The organism is Deltaproteobacteria bacterium, assembly GCA_026129095.1.
Taxonomy (GTDB): domain Bacteria; phylum JAGRBM01; class JAGRBM01; order JAGRBM01; family JAHCIT01; genus JAHCIT01.
This window is the reverse complement of the sequence record JAHCIT010000002.1, coordinates 16,779-34,330: the sequence shown is the minus strand read 5'-3', so window position 1 is coordinate 34,330 and position 17,552 is coordinate 16,779. Positions and strand designations below refer to the sequence as shown.

Below are 17,552 nucleotides of genomic sequence, written 5' to 3'. Positions count from 1 at the left end.
AACGACTATGTTTATAATTTGATAGGCCGACCCTATCAACTATAAACACCAATGTCTACAACTTTTTTGCCTGCCCCACGATTTACCGGGGTTCCTGCCGATGGGAAATTGGGGGAATACTATTAACTATCTGATTTTATTTGAATAATTTAGGACAGCAGATCGTTTGAAGTTTGCCGCACTAAGTAGAAAATATCCCTGTATTCCACTCCCGGATCAAGAAAATTTCTGCCACTATCCAGCCATGAGCCACGCGAAGCCATCCCGGGCGCTCCCCCGCGGCCCGCACAGCCTGTCCAGGGAGGAGGTCGAAAAGTCCCAGCGGGCGCGGCTGCTCCTCGCCATGACCTATGCCGTCGCGGAAAAGGGCTATGCCAACACCTCGGTCGCCGACGTCATATCCCGTGCTGGAGTCTCCCGCGCCACCTTCTATGCGATGTTCCGTGACAAGGAGGAGTGTTTCCGGGAAGCCTACGAAACGGCTGCCGGGCAGATCGCCCTGCTTATGACGAACGGAATCCGTGCGATGGTGGCCGAGGCATTCCAGCCCGGAAAACCGAAGGATCCGGTGCGCATTCTGGACCGGGCGCTTACGGTCTATCTGGGCACACTGGCGAGCCAGCCCCAGCTGGCCCGTACGTTTCTCGTCGAGGTCTATGCCGCCGGGCCGAAGGCCATCGAGCAGCGGCGGGTGTCGATGGAGGTATTCGTGACCCTCATATCGGAAGCCCTGCGCGGGGTTTCCGGCATGCCCGGCGACGATCCGGACCAGAAGTTCGCCGTGCGCCTGCTGGTGAATGCGGTGAGTTCGATGGTGACAAGCCTTGTCGGTACCGGCGAATACCAGCGCCTCCCGGAACTGAAAGCGCCGCTGCTCAGGCTCGCCTCCGGATTCATGGACAGGATTGCCGGACCAGACGGACCGTAACGGACCTATTTACCGGAGGCCAGCCGGTCGCTTCCGGGCAGCGGCTTCCCGGCCATACGGCCCTGGAGCTTGCGAAGCGACCGCTCGGCTTCTGCCCGGACGCCGCTGTCAGGATCGGCGGTGGCCTTGAGCAGGGCGGGAATGGCATCGATGGCCGACGGTCCGAGGCGTCCGATGAATTCGGCCGCCCAGCGCCGGACGGCCGGATCGGGGGCGTCGCCCAGCGCCCAGATCAGCACCGGCAGCCCGCCCTCCTTTTCCGTCGAGATGTTCATCAGCGCCTGCGCGGCCGCTGCCCGGACCGCGGCCGGATGGCTGCCCTTCAGGAGTCCCACCAAGGCGGGGATGGCCTCCTGCGCCCGTATGCCGAAGGAGCCGAGAACCTCGATCACACGCACCCGGACCGGCTCCGGCGCGGACGAACCTACCGCACGGACAAGGGCGGGAACGACGCGGGCGTCCTCGGCACCGATCGCCCCGAGGGCCGAGGCGGCCCCATAGGCGATGCGCCAGTCGGACAGTGCTGCCGTCAGCGCCGGAACGCTTGCAGGGTCGCCAATGCGGCCAAGGGCCTCGGCCGCCTGCTCATTGCCCTTCTGCATCGACTTCACCAGAAGCGGCACGGCCTCGAAGGCGGCCGGTCCGATCTCCCCCAGCGCGGTTGCGACCTTGCGGGCGATTGCCGGTTCGCTGCGCTCCAGATACCGGGCAAGGAAGGGAACGGCTGCCGGTTCGCCGATTTTCCCGAGCGCTTCGGCGGCCGCTTCCACGTTCAGGGCTCCACCTTCCATGAGGTAACGGATGAGGGCCGGAACCGCCTCGCGGGCTCCGCGTCCGACCCGGCCTAGCGCGGTTGCCGATCCGGCCCGCACCAGAGGGTTCTCCACCGGCCGCTGCAAAATGGCGATGAGTACCGGTACGGCGGCCGAAGCCTCCGGTCCCATGGCCGTCATCACCTGAAGTGCCCGGCGGCGTTCGGAAATATCGCTGCTGTCCAGGGACCGTATCCAGGTGCTCAGGGGAATGCCGTTATAAAGGGGATCGGCTGGACGCTGGACGCGGAGAGCTGCGGTTGCCGGTTTCCGGCCGTCACGTCCTGTGACCGTGATCGTGAATGGCGGCAGAGACACCGGGGCCGAGCGACCGTCGGAAACCGAAATCGAGATGCCAGGATAGACACCGGTATCTGCCTCGGTGGGAATACCTGACAGACTGCCCCATTCGCGGTTGAACTCGGTCCACGCGGGCTGGTTGGCAATGAAAAACTCCAGACGGTCGCCATCGGGGTCGCTCGCGTCGGGAAGGAACACATAGTCGTTGTCTGCCAGGATTCGCGTGCCCGGGGTTCCGCTGATGCGGGGTGGGCGGTTGGCGGAGGAGACAAGGGCGGGGATGCCGTCACGGCTGTGCAGGTCGAACTGCGTATCTGTACAGAGCGGCGGCGGCCACCGTCCGGATTCGGCGGCGGCCAAACCAGCAAAAAATAGGCCCGCCAGGGCAGCCGCACACACGGTCCGGAGTTCCGTCCGTATCACAGGGACTTCTCCGTGCCTTTAATGGGCGGCTGGATGGCTGCGGAGCCAGTCAGGTTCCCGTTTTGCAGCATCCGGGCGATGGAGTTACCGTCCACCGCCGGGCTGTACAGGAATCCCTGGATCCGGTCGCATTTTTCGTTCCGCAGCCAGTCGGCCTGCTCCGGGGTTTCCACGCCTTCGGCTACGACCTTGAGGCCCAGGTTGTGCGCCATGAGGATCATCGAACGGACAACCGTCTGGTCGTCCGCATTGCGGTGGAGGTTCCGGATGAACGAGGCGTCGATCTTGAGCGCGTCGATGGAGAGCCGCGTCAGGTAGCTGAATGACGAATAGCCCGTTCCAAAATCATCGATATAGACGGGGGAGCCCAGTGCCTTGATTGCCCGGAGCACGGCCATCGCATAGCTGACCTGCCGCATGACGCTCCCCTCGGTAAGTTCGAAAGCCAGATGGGATCCGCCAAGTTTGTACGATTCCAGAAGATCGGTGATCCACCGGAGCAGATCCCGCTCGTGGAACTGCCGGGCGGTCAGGTTGATCGCCACCGGTGGCGGGCGGAGGCCTGCCTGTTTCCATTCCACAATCTGCCGGCAGGCGGTCTCCATGGACCATTCGCAGATCGAGAGGATGGTCCCGTTCTGTTCGGCCACGGGAATGAAGTCGGATGGTGAAACCGGGCCCAGATCCGGATTGGTCCATCGCGCCAGGGCTTCAAGCCCCGAGATCCGGCCGGTTTCGATATTCACAACGGGCTGGTAGTGCAGAACCAGTTCGCCACGCTCGACCGCATGGCGGATTCGCGTCTCGATATCGAACCGGGTCCGGCTCTGCTGCTTCCAGTGGTTCTGGAACAGCAGGAAATGGTTGCCGCCCTCCTCACGCACATGCTTGAGGGCGATTCCGGCATTCAGCAGAAGTTCGGCGGCAGTCTCGCCGCCGCCAGGGTGCGTGGAGATGCCCATGCTGACATTCAGGAAGACCTGCCGGTCGTCCAGCAAGTAAGGCTGCGACAGCCGGCTATGGAGCCTCTGCACCTCCGCCGTCACTTCCGTCACATTCGCGGCTCCCGCGATCAATATCCCGAACTCGTCATCGCCGAGCCGGGCCGCCCAGCTTCCCTGCTTGAGGTTGTCCGCAAGGCGGCGGCCGATTTCCTGAAGCAGGCCGTCGCCCGCCTCATGGCCGAACAGTTCGTTGATGCTGCCAAACCGGTCCACATCAATCACCGCAACGCCGACTGTTTCACGCCGGAGCCTGACTGACCGGATGATTGCGTCCAGATCGCCGAGGAACTTGAGCCGGTTGGGCAGTCCGGTCAGCCGGTCATACTGGCTCGATTTCATCAGGTCGCCTTCAGCGAGTTTCAGCGGGGTCACGTCCTGCAGGCTGGCCACATATGCGGCAATCTTCCCGCCGCCTGCCGATACTGCTGTCAGACGGAGCTGGCACGGAATCCGTGAACCATCCCGCTTGCGGATTTCGCACTCCCCCTGCCAGGCCCCCCGCCGTGCGACCGCCTCCTTCTGCTGCCGGAACCCGGTTTCGTTCAGGACAAGAAGGGACTCCATGGACTTGCCGGTTACTTCGTCCGCCGCATGGCCCGTCAGTCCGCAGAAACTCCAGTTCACCGTCCGGATGCGTCCGTCCTCGCGGACGATCAGGATCGCGTCGAGCGAGGTTTCCATCACCCCGGCCGCCAGCCGGAGTTCGTCCTCATCACGCTGGCGGCTGGTTGCCATGCGCCGGGCGTGAATACCGTAGGCGATGTCTCCGGCGAGTTCCTCCAGGAGCTCGATCTCATCTTTGTCGAAAGCATCCGGCTTCGTTGCGGAGATACTGAGAACGCCAACTGTTTTCCCGGCAGTTTTCAGGGGAAGCGCAATGATGGACCGGATCTCCCGCGACAGGGCGGCGTCACGCCACGGTGTCATGAAATTGTCGGTGGCGATGTCGCGGGAAACCACACGCTCGCCCGTGCGGAGGGCAATGCCGCTGGGACTGTTGCCCCGTTCGCCTTCACCCCATGAAAGATTGAGGGATTCGATGAACGAACTGTCGAGTCCGGCAAACGCGGCGATCCGGACAGTCTTTTTCGCATCCTGCTCGGGCATTGCGATCATGGCGAGCCGGTAACCGCCCAGCTCGTTCAGTATTTTGCACATGGCCTGCAGCATTTCCGGCTCGCTGGTGGGCTCCACCAGAATACCGTTGCACTCGTGGATTACACGGAATGAGCGGTTCAGCCGCTCCACCGCTTCCGAATGGTGCTGTATCTGTTCCTGCTGCTCGCGGGCGGCGGTGATATCCCGTCCGACCAGATAGACGATACCTGTCTCGGGAACCATCCGTGCGCTCCAGGCGATCCACCGGTAACCGCCGTCCTTGGTCAGGGTCCGGTCCTGCCATGAGAAATGCTCCTTCCCGGCCTGGGCTTCGGCGAAAAAACGTTTCAACTGCTCCTGGTCGTCCGGATGGGTGGTATCGAGGGCATGGGTCGAAAGGAGTTCTTTCTTCGACCAGCCGAGGGTATCCGTCCAGGCCTGGTTCGCCTGGATCAGCCATCCATCTTTGGTCGCGACGGCCAGGAGGTCCTGGGAAAGGTCAAACAGGCGGTCCCGCTCGGTGCGGGCGTGCCTGGCATCGCTGGCATAGAGGCTGGCGCGCCCTTGTGCCTCTGCCTCCGAGCGTTGATGCCGGCGAAGCAGCCAGTAAAGAAACAGGGAGCATCCAGCAATATAGATCATCCCTTTTGCCGTCTGGAGGTCAGCTACGATCCGGGAGTCACTGACCACCAGGGCGACAAGAGCGTCCGTGAAGTATATCCAGGTAATACTGAAGGCCACGAAGACGAGCAGTGGCAGAAATCTGAAACCAATCAGGTCGGTCCGGCTGGAGTCCGCTGCGGGCGGTGTATTCTTTTCGGCCTCGCCAATCACCTGATGACTCCAGTGCGGTAGCGGACTTGCTGCTGATTCAAATGTTATCAGCTGGGCGCAAGCGCTCCATGATCGATGTCATTCGACAAAACGAAACTGTAATCGGTTTATTATAGCGACTGGCCGTCGTCACGGCCACGAATCCCGGTCTTTTATGGGGATGATATGAAGTTGCAGGAAATCTTAAAGCAGAAATCCTTGCGCTATGTATCGTAGCGGTACGGTTGTCCAGATATCTTGTGTATTAACTGGTGGGTGTCCGTATGTAGTGGTCCCAGATGGCCGTACAGAAGCAGAACCTCCTGGTACGTGAACTTACGGGTTCAGGTCAGGTTCGCCCTCGAAATCGGGCAGTAGCCTCATCACTGCATCGCGCAGTTCGTCCACCTTGACCGGCTTGAACAGGATGGAGGTGAATGTGCCGGTCCGGAGGGAAGGGTCTTCCTTGTGCCGGGCAGTGACGGCGAGGATCGGCACCCCTGCCAGGTCATTGTCTGCCCGGATCAGTTTCGTGGCAACCAGACCATCCATTCCGGGCAGGTTGATGTCCATGACAATCAGGTCTGGCCGGATCTGCCGGGCGAGGTCGTACCCCTTCTGTCCATGATCGGCGAACGCGAGCTTGATGGGCGAAGCCTTGAACGCAAGCTGGTAAAACGTGCGCATCATCGGATTGTCCTCGACGATGAGAATTGTTGATTTAGCTGGCCCGTTCTCGCCCATTTCCCTACCCGCGAATCATTTTGAAATACCAGAGACTTTGAAAGGTCGAAATACTCCCCGCCCGGCAAGCAGGGAGTCAAGCGGAATATAACCGCATCCAACGCATCGCGTCAACGATACCGAATACGTAAACACCTTAAATTGATCCCGCCTGCCCTGTCGGTGACTGGGGTAACAATCCACGTCTTTATTTCAGGTTTCCTAGTTCGCGGGTGCCAGCCCGGTGGCCACGCTGGTCCGGTAGGCCCGCGCTGCCGGCAACAGTCCGGCGGCAGTACCGAGCAGGGTCAGGGCTGCCGGAACAGCAACGAGCGCTGGATGCCACTCAAGAACCGCAATGACAACTCCTGTTTGCTGACGGATCACGGTGGCTGTCAGGGCGAGAATTGCTCCATAAACCGCCCACCCAAGCATGGCGCCGCCAGCCGAAATGGCCGCCGTCTCCAGCATCACTGCGCCAAGCAGCGTCCGGCGCCGGGCGCCGAGCGCCCGCAGGATGGCAAACTCCCGTTGCCGCCCGTTCAGGCTCGCATACAGCGCCGCCGCCACCGATGCCGCCGCGACGGCGGCCACCAGCAGGGCGACCAGGCGAAGCACCCGGCTCATCCATCCCAGCTTGTCGAACAGGCCGGCCATCACGCTGGCTACTGGCCAGGCGAGCGTTGCCTCCCTGCCCTGCCGGTTCACCGACTGGTGCAGGGCGAATCCCGCCATGGGGGTTTTCAGTTTCAGCATGACGGCACTCACTTCCTTGTGCTCGTCCGGAATCTCGACGCCGGGTTCCGGCCGGTATTCGGCGCCTGCCCCCCGGAGCACGTGCCCGTCCATCCGGAACAAACCCTCGACCGGTATCCAGATCACCCGGTCCGAGGGTGAATTGGTGGGCTTCAAGACCCCTGTAACCGTGTAGACGTCCTCATGGGCGTGTTCATCGGCGTCGTCTTCATGGTCCCCGTCATGGTGCCCGTGCCCGTTGCCTGCGGCTGAATAGAGCCCGTGCGAAGGCCTGAACCGCGCTCCCGTTTTCAGCCGGGTCCGCTGGGCAACTGCGCTGCCGATCACTGCCTCCGGCTGGTCTGGCGCGAACCATCTGCCGCCCGGCTCCAGCCCGAACCGCTGTCCCTCGCGGTAATGGAAATCGGTAAACAGGCTTTCCGTGGTTCCGACGATGCGGAACCCCCGGTAGTTGTCCCCCACGGCATACGGAATGGCGAGTTCGACGCGGGGATCCCTTTTCATCTCCTCATAGAGCGACCACGGGATGTTGCCGGGCGAGGTTTCCAGATGGAACACGGTGTTGAGCACAAGCTGGAGCTGGCTACCCCGCGCTCCCAGCACGGCGTCGAATCCGGCGGGCCCGCCTGTAAACGCACGGAAGGCTTGTGCCTCCACTGCCCAGACCGACATGGCGAGCCCCGAGGCGAGCGCCACCGACAGCGCCGTGAGCCACGCGGCGGCGGCGTGCTGCTGCAGGCTCCGGCGGGCCATGAGAAAAAGCGTCATGCGGCGTTTCCCCCCTGGATACCCCTGCTTCCTGATGCCTGGTTCAGTTCGCTGAAGGCGATGACCGTCCCGAATGCTCCCGTCACCTTCGGGTCGTGGCTCACCAGCAGCAGGGCCGCACCTTCCTCGCGGCAGAGCGTTTGCAGGAGATCCAGAACGGCGGCGGCATTTCTGGCGTCGAGACTTCCGGTGGGTTCGTCGGCCAATACCACCGTCGGGCGGTTGATGAGCGCCCGTGCCACGGCGACCCGCTGCTGCTGTCCGGCCGACAGTTCCCGTGGCCGGTGGCGGAGTTTTCCGCCGAGGCCCACACGGTCCAGCAGTTCCCTTGCCCGTGCTGTATTCGCAGTGCCCGCGAGGCTGGAAGCGAGCGTAACGTTTTCCAGCGCCGAGTAGCCCTGCAGCAGGTTGAACGACTGAAACACATAGCCCGTGTGCCGCGCCCGGTGGCGGTCCCGGGCGGCTTCAGAAAGGGCGGTGATGTCGGTTCCCGCTATCCGGATGCTGCCCGATTCGGGCATGAGGATGCCGGATATGAGGTTGAGAAGGGTCGTTTTTCCCGAACCGCTCTCCCCGGCAAGTGCTGTCTGGGATCCAGTCTCCAGGCTAAAGGCCGGTATGTTCACGATTTCGACTTCCGCACCCCCTTCGCCGGGGAGCGGGAAAGTTTTGCGGAGTCCGGCAATTTCGATGGCGGGGGCGGCCATGCCGGGGAGGGTAGCACAAGGGTGAGGGCCGGGCCGCCACGCTTCACCACGGCTCACCACGTATCAAGCCAGCACAACCACAACCCATAGACGGGAAAGTGGCGTTTACCACAACTTATCCACAGGTTTAATGAAATAGTTCTTTACCATATATGTATGGTATGGTATCAGGAAAGAACCCCACAACGGTAGGTGGACGCGGTAAACTGGGTGCCGCGTAAAAAGGGCATGTCGTGAAAATCAAACGAATCGAAGCTTGGGGCTTCAAGAGTTTTGCAGACGGTATCGCGCTGGATCTCCACGAGGGCATTACGGCCATCGTCGGTCCCAACGGCTGCGGCAAGTCGAACATCGTGGACGCCCTCCGCTGGGCCATGGGCGAGCGGAGCGCGAAGTACCTGCGCGGCCATGAAATGTTCGACGTGATCTTCCAGGGCTCCGACAGCCGCAAGCCCCAGGATACGGCCGAGGTGGCGCTCACCTTCGTCAACGACGGCAAGGGCTGGGTGCAGGGCGCGCTCAAGGACTACAGCGAGGTGGAGATCCGGCGGCGTCTCAGCCGTGACGGCACGAGCGAGTATTTCATCAACCGCGTCCAGTGCCGGGCCCGTGACATCCAGGATTTTTTCATGGATGCCGGAGTCGGCGGGCTCCGCGGTTTTTCGATCATCCAGCAGGGGCAGGTGGACCGTCTTGTCACGGCCAAGCCCGAGGAGCGGCGCCTGTTCCTCGAGGAAGTGGCCGGAATCGTCAAGTACCGGAGCCGCCGGGAACTGGCGCTCTCGCGCATGGAGCGCACCGAGCAGAATCTCGCCCGCGTGGGCGATGTGGTGAAGGAACTCAGCCGTCACGTTTCCTACCTTGAGCGGCAGGTGGGCAAGGCCCGCAAATACCGGGAGCTGTCGGAACGGCTGAACCTTCTCGACCGTGAGCGGCTCCGGCGTCTGCACCAGCGGATTTCGGGTGCGCTGGAGGAAGCCTCTGCCAGGGTGGCCGGCCTGGAGACGCAGCTGACCGAACGGCAGCGTGCCGCCACCGAAGACCAGTCCCTGCGCGAAACAGTACGGCTCGAGCTCCAGCGGCTTGAGAAGGCGATGAACGACGCCCGTGAAATGATGCGCCGTGCGGATGTGGACCGCGAGAGCACGCTCGGAAAGGTGCGGCTCGTTGAAGGCGGCATCAGTCACCTGGAATCCGACGAGGTGAAGGCCGCGACCGAGATAGAGGGCCTTCAGCAGAAGATCGCAGTAATGGCCGTCGAGACCGAAACTACCATCCGGGCTATTTCGGAAACGTCCGCTTCACTTGAAACCGCACGGGCGCGGCTTGCCGAACAGTCTGGCCGGGCAAGGGAACTTGCCCATGTAAGGGGCGAGCACGCTGCCCGGCGCGAGGCAGTCCAGAAAGCCGCTTTCCAGACCGAAAAGGAGCTGGAAAAGGGCGAGCAGGCGGCAAAAACCGCTTCTGAGCGGATCGACGAGCTGATCCGGCGGCGGAGCGGCGTGGAGTCTGATCTGTCCGCCCGCGAGGCCCAGCTCGCTGAACTGAAACAGATGGCTTTCGGTTTCGAAAACGAGCTGAAGGACGCGGAGAGAAGCCGCGACGCATTGAAGCAGCGCATTGGGGAAGCCGAGGCGGGGGTCGCCGGGGCCGTCCGCCGTGAGGAGGCCGCCGCCGGTCATGTGGACCAGATTCGCCGCCAGCATTCGGCCGAAGCGGCAAAGCTCGAATCCCTCCGGGCGCTCGAGGCCCGGTACGAAGGTTACGACGAAGGTGTCAAGGCGATCATGCTTCATGCCGAGCACCGGCTCGCGCATGAGGGCAAGAATGGAATCTATGGCCTGGTCGCCGACGTGATCGAGCCGGAAGCCGACGTCGAGATGGCGGTGGAAAGCGTGCTGGGAAGCCGTCTCCAGTCGGTCGTCGTCAAGAGCCAGGAAGTCGGTATCGAGGCGGTGGACTACCTGAAGCAGATGTCGGTGGGCCGCAGTTCCTTCGTGCCGCTGTCGGGCCGCGCCTATTTCGCCGATGCAGTGCAGGGAGGCGATGCGCCGGGCCTGATTGGTCCGCTCCGCGACCGGGTGCAGGTCAAGGAAGGTTTTGACCCGGTGGTGGACGTACTGCTGGGGGATGTGCTGCTTGTGGACAGCCTCGATAACGCCCTCCATATCTGGTCCCGGACCGGACAGCGGCAGATGCTGGTCACGATGGCGGGGGACGTGGTGGACCCCAAGGGGGTCATTACCGGCGGGAAGCTGCCGCAGGAGTCGGGCATTTTGCGGAAGAAGCGCGATCTGCGCGAAATCGACCAGACCGTGCGCCAACTCGCCTCGGATCTGGCGTCCGCCGAACTGGAGCTGAGCCGTATCAAGGAGGACCGGATCGCTGCCGAAACGGCCCTTGATGAACTGCGGGCCGGATTCCACCGCGAGGACATCCGCGTCGTGAGGGGCGGGAGCGACCTGAAGCAGGCCCGCGACCGCGAGGCCGGGCTGTCTGACGGCATCGCCAGCCTCCGGGCACAGCTTGACCGTGTGCAGGAAGACCTTGCCCGCATTTCGGGCGAGCGGATGGCGCTCGACGGAAAGATCACGGAACTGAAGGCTGACCGTGAACGGCTGGCAGCAGAACTTGCCGGCCATGAAGAGGCGTTCCTTGCGGCCGATGTGGCGGCCCGGGAGGCTGAATCGGGACTTGCGGGACTCAGGGAAGATATCGTCGGGCTTGAGGCCGCACTCCGCCGCCATGAAGAAAACCGCGCACGGCTGGAGCATGAGCAGTCGGTTTCTGCGAGCCAAGCCGAGGCGATCCGGCGGGCTTCGGAGCAGCGTGCGGCCGAAATCGCCAGCCGCCGCCGGGAACTGGAGGAGCTCCAGGAACTGCTTCAGGGCATCGAAACTGAAAAGCAGAAGACAGCTTCCAATGTGGAAGCCACTGTCGCAGCGTATGAACAGGGACGGGCGCAGGTGGCCGAGCTTGAGACCCGCCTGCACCGGACCCAGGATTCACTCTCGGAAGTGCAGGGTGAGCTGGCTGGCTGGCGTGCTCGCCAGAATGAACAGAACCTTCAGCTTGACTATCTGGTCCGGGAGGTCCGCGAGCGGTACGAAACGGACCTTCCCCTTCCCGAAGCCACCGAAGATGAGCTCCGGGCATCGGCGGAGTACGAATCGTACGAGACGCTTGACGAGGAAGTGCAGAAGATCCGCCGCGATCGGGACCGCCTGGGTCCGGTTAACATCGAGGCGCTCGACGAGCAGAGCGACGTGAACCAGCGGCTCGAAAAGCTGATGGAAGAAGAGGGGGATCTCAAGAAAGCCCTTGAAGACCTCCGCGATTCGATCCAGAAGATCAATCGCACTACCCGTGACCGCTTCAAGGAGACGTTCGATTTCGTCAACCAGCGTTTTGGCGAGGTGTTTGTCCGGCTGTTCCGCGGAGGGCGGGCCGAACTCCACCTGTCAGATCCGGACAACCTGCTGGAATCGGGTATCGAAATCATGGCCCAGCCGCCGGGCAAGAAGCTTCAGGATGTGAATCTGCTGTCGGGCGGCGAAAAGGCGCTCACCGCCATCGCCTTTGTCCTGGCGATGTTCCTCACCCGGCCATCGCCGTTTTGCCTGCTCGATGAGGTGGACGCTCCGCTGGACGACGCCAACATAGGCCGGTTCAATGACGTGGTCCGGGAGCTGACCCGGCTGGCGCAGGTCGTGGTCATCACCCATAATAGGCAGACGATGGAAGTGGCGGATACCCTCTCGGGTGTCACCATGGAAGAGCCGGGCGTCAGCAAGCTGGTCAGCGTCAAGCTGCACTGAACCCGCCCGCTCTTCCGGAAGCAGCCGGTTCCAGAAGGGATCAGTGCAGGGCTGTCCCGCCGCCATGAACACAACCCGCCTCAAACTGATTTTTATCGGCCAGTCGGCACGGCTCGCCGCTGCCGGTATTCTGGTGGCTGTATGGATTATCCGGCGGCTTCTGGACCACGAACCCCAGCCCGCCTGGTTTCTGCTCTGGGCGGCGGCCTACTCGGTGGCAGCCTGGTGGTGGACCAAGCCGGTCATCGACCGCTGGCCCCGTCACTTCACCGTCATCCTGCTGGCGCACTTCGCAGTGGATCTGGCATTCGTTTTTTACATCGTTTACCAGCTCGCTGCCCCCTGGCACTACCATGTCTACGCGGTTTGCAGCATCACGGTCGTTTTTGCAGGGCTGGTAGACAAGCCCTCGACCGCGGTCTGGATGGCGGCCGAGGCGTACATCATTTACCTGCTGGCGATGGCGGTCCTGCCCGAATACACGCTGGGAACGCCCCTTGTGACTGCATTCGAAGCTATGTTCGTGGGCGGCTATCTGGCGCTGATCGGTGCAGTATCGTACTACGCGAAGCGCACGCTGGATATCCATCAGCAGGAAGCCGATAGCAGTTCATCCGCCCTAGAGCACGCCAACCTCCAGCTCCGGCAGCGGATGATCGACCTCTCCCGGTCAGACCGGTACAAGAGCGAGTTCCTTCATATGGTCAGCCATGAGCTCAGGACCCCCCTCAACTCGATCATCGGCTTTTCGGACCTGATGCTGAAGGGACTGGAAGGGCCGGTTTCACCCGCCCAGCGCGAAGACCTCGAATCGATCCACCGGAGCGGCAGGTATCTCCTCAACATAGTGAATGACATTCTCGACATGGCGAAAATCCAGTCGGGGGATCTGCGCTTGAAACCTGAACGGTGCGATGTGATCCAGCTCGCCCGCGAATCAGCCGAAGCTCTGCTCCCGGCCTATACGTCCAAGGGACTTTCCCTGGAAATATCCGGGCCCGAAGGGGATGAGACCCTGGCTATTGTGGAGGCTGATCCTGCCCGTGTCCGGCAGGTGTTCTTCAACCTGCTCTCGAATGCCGTCAAGTTTACAGACCATGGCGGTATCCGTGTGAGCCTGAGCCGGGAGAACGGAAGTCTGGTTTGTGCCGTTTCGGATACGGGACGCGGCATCCCCAGCGACCGGCTGGAGGAAGTGTTTGATCCGTTCAAGCAGGTGGATTCGGCCCTTAATCGCAAGCACTCGGGTACGGGTCTGGGGCTGCCGATCGCCAAACGGCTCGTGGAGTTGCACGGGGGGACGATCCGTGTGCGCAGCCAGGTGGGCAGGGGCACGACCTTCGAATTCAGTCTTCCCCGCGCCCTGAACTGAACCGAAGTGATTCCCGCCAGCCTGGCGGCATTTCCACGCGGGCCCGTACAGACAAGGGCGTTCCGGACGGTTATAACTTTTCCTGCATGGCCGGGATCCCCACGTCATCCACTCCGGCGGCTGCCGCCCAGCTGGCGGGCCGTGAGCTATCGCCCGCAATGGAGCAGTGGCGGCGGCTCAAGGCCCAGTATCCGGACTGCATCCTGTTCTTCCGGATGGGCGATTTTTACGAGCTCTTTTTCGAGGACGCCCAGGCTGCCGCACCGCTGCTGGAGCTGGTGCTCACATCACGCTCCAAATCGGAAGATGCGATTCCCATGGCAGGAGTTCCGCATCATTCCTATGCAGGATACCTTGAGCGCCTCCTGAACCTTGGATACAAGGTTGCCCTTTGCGAGCAGCTTGAGGATCCGAAGCTGGTGAAGGGCCTTGTAAAGCGTGACGTGGTTCGCGTCTTTACACCGGGACTTCACCTCAAGGACGGTGCCGAGCGCGAGAGCCGTTATGTCGCGGCCGTGTGGCTGGATCCCGGTGGCAGGGCCGGACTCGCCGCCATTGATCTTGCCACGGGGGATTTTCCTGTGGCCGAACCCGAATCGGCCGAGGAACTGTCGGTCGAGTTGGCCCGTCTGGGGCCGTGCGAACTGCTCCGTCCGGATGGCTACGAACCGCCGGCACTCGCCGGAAGCTGTTACGTCCAGACGGCCGATCCCTCGCGGTGGGATGTACACCGGGCGATGGACCTGATTCGCCAGCAGTTCAACATCGGAACGACCGAAGGGCTGGGTATCGGGGAGCCGGGCTTGCGGGCCACCGGGGCATTGCTGGGGTACGTGCGCGATACCCAGAAGGCGGCGCTGGCACATCTGAGTGAAATCCGTACGCTTCCCTCTCGCCGGTCCATGCTGCTGGACGACCGGACGCTCGGGCATCTGGAGATATTCCGCAGCCAGCAGGACTCCACTGAACGGGGCACACTGATTTCCGTCATCGACCGGACGAAGACCGCCGCCGGCTCGCGTCTCCTCAAGCAGCGGCTCCGGTATCCGCTTCTGGATGTGGTGGAAATTGCAGGCCGGCTGGGCTCGGTCGAAAGCCTTCTGCTGGACGGGCCAGCCCGCCGGAACGTGCGCGAACGGCTGGAGCGGACTGCCGATATTGAGCGTATCCTCGCCCGCATCTCGCTGGAATCGGCCTCGGCCCGCGATCTGGTGGCACTGGCGGCCACGCTTGAGAAGATACCGGAGTTGAAAGCGGACATAGCCCATATACAGGATCCGGCACTGATGGGGCTGCAGGCCAGCCTCGATCCGCTGGAACCCGTTTGTGCCGATATCCGCCGGTGGCTGAAAGATGATCCGCCGGTGGCGCTCCGTGAAGGGGGGCTCGTTCGCGAGGGAGCCGATCCCCAAATAGATGAACTGCGGGAACTGCGTTCGGGCGGACGCGCCGTGATCGCCCGTATCGAGGCATCCGAAAAGGACCGGACCGGCATCCCGAACCTCAAGGTCGGATTCAACAAGGTGTTCGGATACTTTCTGGAGGTCACGCATACCCACAAGGACCGGGTTCCGGCAGAATGGATTCGCAAGCAGACGCTGACCAATGCCGAACGGTACGTGACGCCGGAACTGAAAGAGATCGAGGAGAAGGTCTTAAGCGCCGAGGACAGGCTGAAGGAGCTGGAGTACGGGCGGTTTGTTGAGCTCCGCGGCCGGGTGAAGACCGGGACGGCGGCACTGAAAGCGCAGGCGCGGATGCTGGCAGAGCTGGATGTGGTGTCGGCCCTGGCCGAACTGGCCAGCACGGAGCAATGGTGCCGTCCGGTTCTTGCCGGTACCCGCGAGCTCCGGATTCGTGGCGGCCGGCATCCGGTAGTGGAAGCCGCCGCCGGACGCGACTGGTTTACGCCGAATGATCTCGACCTTGATGGCGAGCGCGAGCAGCTGATTATCCTGACCGGCCCCAACATGGCGGGAAAATCGACGATCATGCGGCAGGTGGCGCTGATTTCCATTCTGGCGCAGGCAGGCTCCTTTGTGCCCGCGGCCGAGGCGTCGATCGGTATCATTGACAGGGTGTTCACACGTGTCGGGGCTTCCGATGCGCTTGCCAGGGGCCTTTCGACCTTCATGATGGAAATGACCGAGACGGCGGCAATCCTCCGGCGGGTGACGCCGAGGAGTCTTGTCCTGCTGGACGAGATCGGACGCGGCACATCCACTTTTGATGGGCTTTCAATCGCATGGGCGGTCGCCGAACACCTGCATGATACGCCTGCAACGGACGGGAGCGGCCCCGGTGTCCGTACCATTTTCGCCACTCACTACCATGAACTGACCCGGATCACGGATACGAAGGTGAGGGCAGTAAACTATACGGTCGCCTGCCGGGAGTGGCAGGACGATATTGTTTTCCTTCACACGCTGGAACGGGGATCGGCTCCACGCAGCTACGGCATCCAGGTGGCCCGGCTGGCTGGCCTTCCCCGTGAGGTGGTGGACAGGGCGCGGTCCGTTCTTCGTGATCTTGAAAGCGGCGCGTCGTCTGAAACGGCTGTCCACGCGCCAGCGGCCCGCATGCGCTCTACGGCAAAAGGGCTCCCGGCAACGCCGCCGCCACAGCTTTCGCTCCTCGCCGATCCGAAAGAGCAGGTGATGCGCGAACTGGAAAGGGAGCTTGCCCGCCTTGATCCCAACGACACGCGCCCCATCGATGCGCTGAATCTCCTGATTCGCTGGAAGGAAAAGCTGAAAGAGTAGGCGGAATGTTACCCGCCGATTCGCCTGAGTCCGTCGATCAGCCGGCCTGTCCCCTGCTTCAGTACTCCGGGTTCTGTCAGCAGGCTGACAACGAAATGCGCCCCTGCATGGCAGTCATAGAAATAGCCTGGCTGCACCAGTACCCGTTCATGCTCCAGCAGGGAAACGGCCATGGTCCCGTCATCTTCATACCGGGGAACACGGAGCATGGCATACCACCCGCCTTCAGCCGGAAGGAGTTCGGCCTGCCCGGGTGCGCCGGAAAAAACATGCTGAAGCATCTCCCAGTTCCCGCGCACGCGTTCGTGGATGGGCTTCTGGAAAATAGCCTCCGCCTCCAGCCAGGTTCCGGCCGCCAGCTGCACCGGGGTTCCCACGGACAGATAGGTGTCGGCAATCAGTTCCAGCCGTTCGAGGCAACCCGGAAGCCATGCCTTCGGGCCATTGACGATGATCCACGCCAGTTTCATTTGTGGCAATCCCAGCGTCTTGCTGAGCCCGCCCAGGGTGAACGCGGGAACTGAACTTCCGCTGGCCAGCGAAATGGAACCGGGGGCTGGATCTCCCAGCCGGTAGTCGAAAAAGACTTCATCTGAGACGAGAGCCAGCTCATGGCGGAGGGCCAGCTCCGCAAGGTGATCGAGCTCGTTCCGTTTCAGGTAGTTTCCGGTCGGGTTGTTGGGGCTTACGATGACAATGGCCCGAATTCGGGGCTGGCTGCTGTCAGCAAGCACCTTGCCGATCGAATCCAGATCCAGCTTCCAGCCGTTTTCGTAGGCAATCCGGTAAGGAACCCGACGTACTGACTCCAGATCCAGCAGGTGATCCAGCAGCGGGTAGCTGGGCTCTGGTGCCAGTACCGCATCGCCCGGATCGCAAAGCAGCTTCAGCAGGAATCCGTAGGCCTCGCTGGTGGAGGCGGTCAGGAACAGTTTTTCAGGATCGGACCGAATCCCGCGCCGGGCGAGATGCGTACTGACAGCCGAACGGGCCAACGGGAGGCCGTGGGGGTCGGGCTCATAGTGTATCGCGCCACCGTGCTGGAGCGGCGCCAGAACAAGATTTTCGGGCGGGATGATTCCTGCCCGCTGGGGATTGGAAACCGTGAGGTCCAGGATGTCGCCGGGCATCTGCCGCGCCTTTTCGAGCGCCCGGGCGAGCGGGTTCAGGTCGTACCGGGAAGGTGTCCGCCGGGAAAACATGGCTTGGCTACCGATAGCCTTGCCGGAGCCTTCGGGAAAGCCCCCCTTGCCCCCTGCCTGCCTTCG

10 protein-coding genes are annotated in these 17,552 nt (G+C 62.4%); 4 read left to right on the top strand and 6 right to left on the bottom strand.

The features are described 5' to 3' along the window. Window positions 1-244 precede the first annotated feature (244 nt). Window positions 245-928 (top strand): TetR/AcrR family transcriptional regulator, encoded by a 684-nt coding sequence (locus tag KIT79_02825; protein MCW5828229.1) that lies wholly within the window; start codon window positions 245-247, stop codon window positions 926-928. Between the two features lie 5 nt (window positions 929-933). Here KIT79_02825 and KIT79_02820 read toward each other — a convergent pair whose 3' ends face one another. From KIT79_02820 to KIT79_02800, 5 genes are all read right to left on the bottom strand, one after another. Continuing rightward, window positions 934-2,463 carry a HEAT repeat domain-containing protein gene (locus tag KIT79_02820; GenBank protein MCW5828228.1) on the bottom strand — a complete coding sequence of 510 codons (1,530 nt, stop codon included), beginning with the start codon at window positions 2,461-2,463 and terminating at the stop codon, window positions 934-936. Then, complete coding sequence (locus KIT79_02815; protein ID MCW5828227.1) at window positions 2,460-5,399, bottom strand: EAL domain-containing protein; 2,940 nt, start codon at window positions 5,397-5,399, stop codon at window positions 2,460-2,462. The genes KIT79_02820 and KIT79_02815 overlap by 4 nt, the downstream gene beginning before the upstream one ends. 315 nt (window positions 5,400-5,714) lie before the next feature. Then, a complete protein-coding gene (locus KIT79_02810) occupies window positions 5,715-6,122 on the bottom strand; it encodes a response regulator (protein MCW5828226.1) in 408 nt (135 codons plus the stop codon). Window positions 6,123-6,323: 201 nt separating this feature from the next. After that, window positions 6,324-7,625: an ABC transporter permease gene (locus KIT79_02805; protein MCW5828225.1), complete on the bottom strand. Its 1,302-nt coding sequence runs from the start codon at window positions 7,623-7,625 to the stop codon at window positions 6,324-6,326. Next, window positions 7,622-8,332 (bottom strand): ABC transporter ATP-binding protein, encoded by a 711-nt coding sequence (locus tag KIT79_02800; GenBank protein MCW5828224.1) that lies wholly within the window; start codon window positions 8,330-8,332, stop codon window positions 7,622-7,624. Before KIT79_02800 ends, KIT79_02805 begins: the two co-directional genes overlap by 4 nt. Before the next feature lie 233 nt (window positions 8,333-8,565). Here KIT79_02800 and smc point away from each other — a divergent pair, with 233 nt between their 5' ends. The 3 genes from smc to mutS all read left to right on the top strand — a co-directional run bounded on the left by smc (window position 8,566) and on the right by mutS (window position 16,284). After that, on the top strand, window positions 8,566-12,150 hold the full coding sequence (smc, locus tag KIT79_02795) for a chromosome segregation protein SMC (protein ID MCW5828223.1): 3,585 nt from the start codon (window positions 8,566-8,568) through the stop codon (window positions 12,148-12,150). A gap of 64 nt (window positions 12,151-12,214) precedes the next feature. After that, window positions 12,215-13,522, top strand: coding sequence for a HAMP domain-containing histidine kinase (locus KIT79_02790; GenBank protein MCW5828222.1), 1,308 nt, complete (start codon window positions 12,215-12,217; stop codon window positions 13,520-13,522). Between the two features lie 86 nt (window positions 13,523-13,608). Next, a complete protein-coding gene (gene mutS, locus KIT79_02785; GenBank protein MCW5828221.1) occupies window positions 13,609-16,284 on the top strand; it encodes a DNA mismatch repair protein MutS in 2,676 nt (891 codons plus the stop codon). Between the two features lie 8 nt (window positions 16,285-16,292). Here mutS and KIT79_02780 read toward each other — a convergent pair whose 3' ends face one another. Then, a complete protein-coding gene (locus KIT79_02780) occupies window positions 16,293-17,486 on the bottom strand; it encodes a pyridoxal phosphate-dependent aminotransferase (GenBank protein ID MCW5828220.1) in 1,194 nt (397 codons plus the stop codon). Window positions 17,487-17,552: the final 66 nt, after the last annotated feature.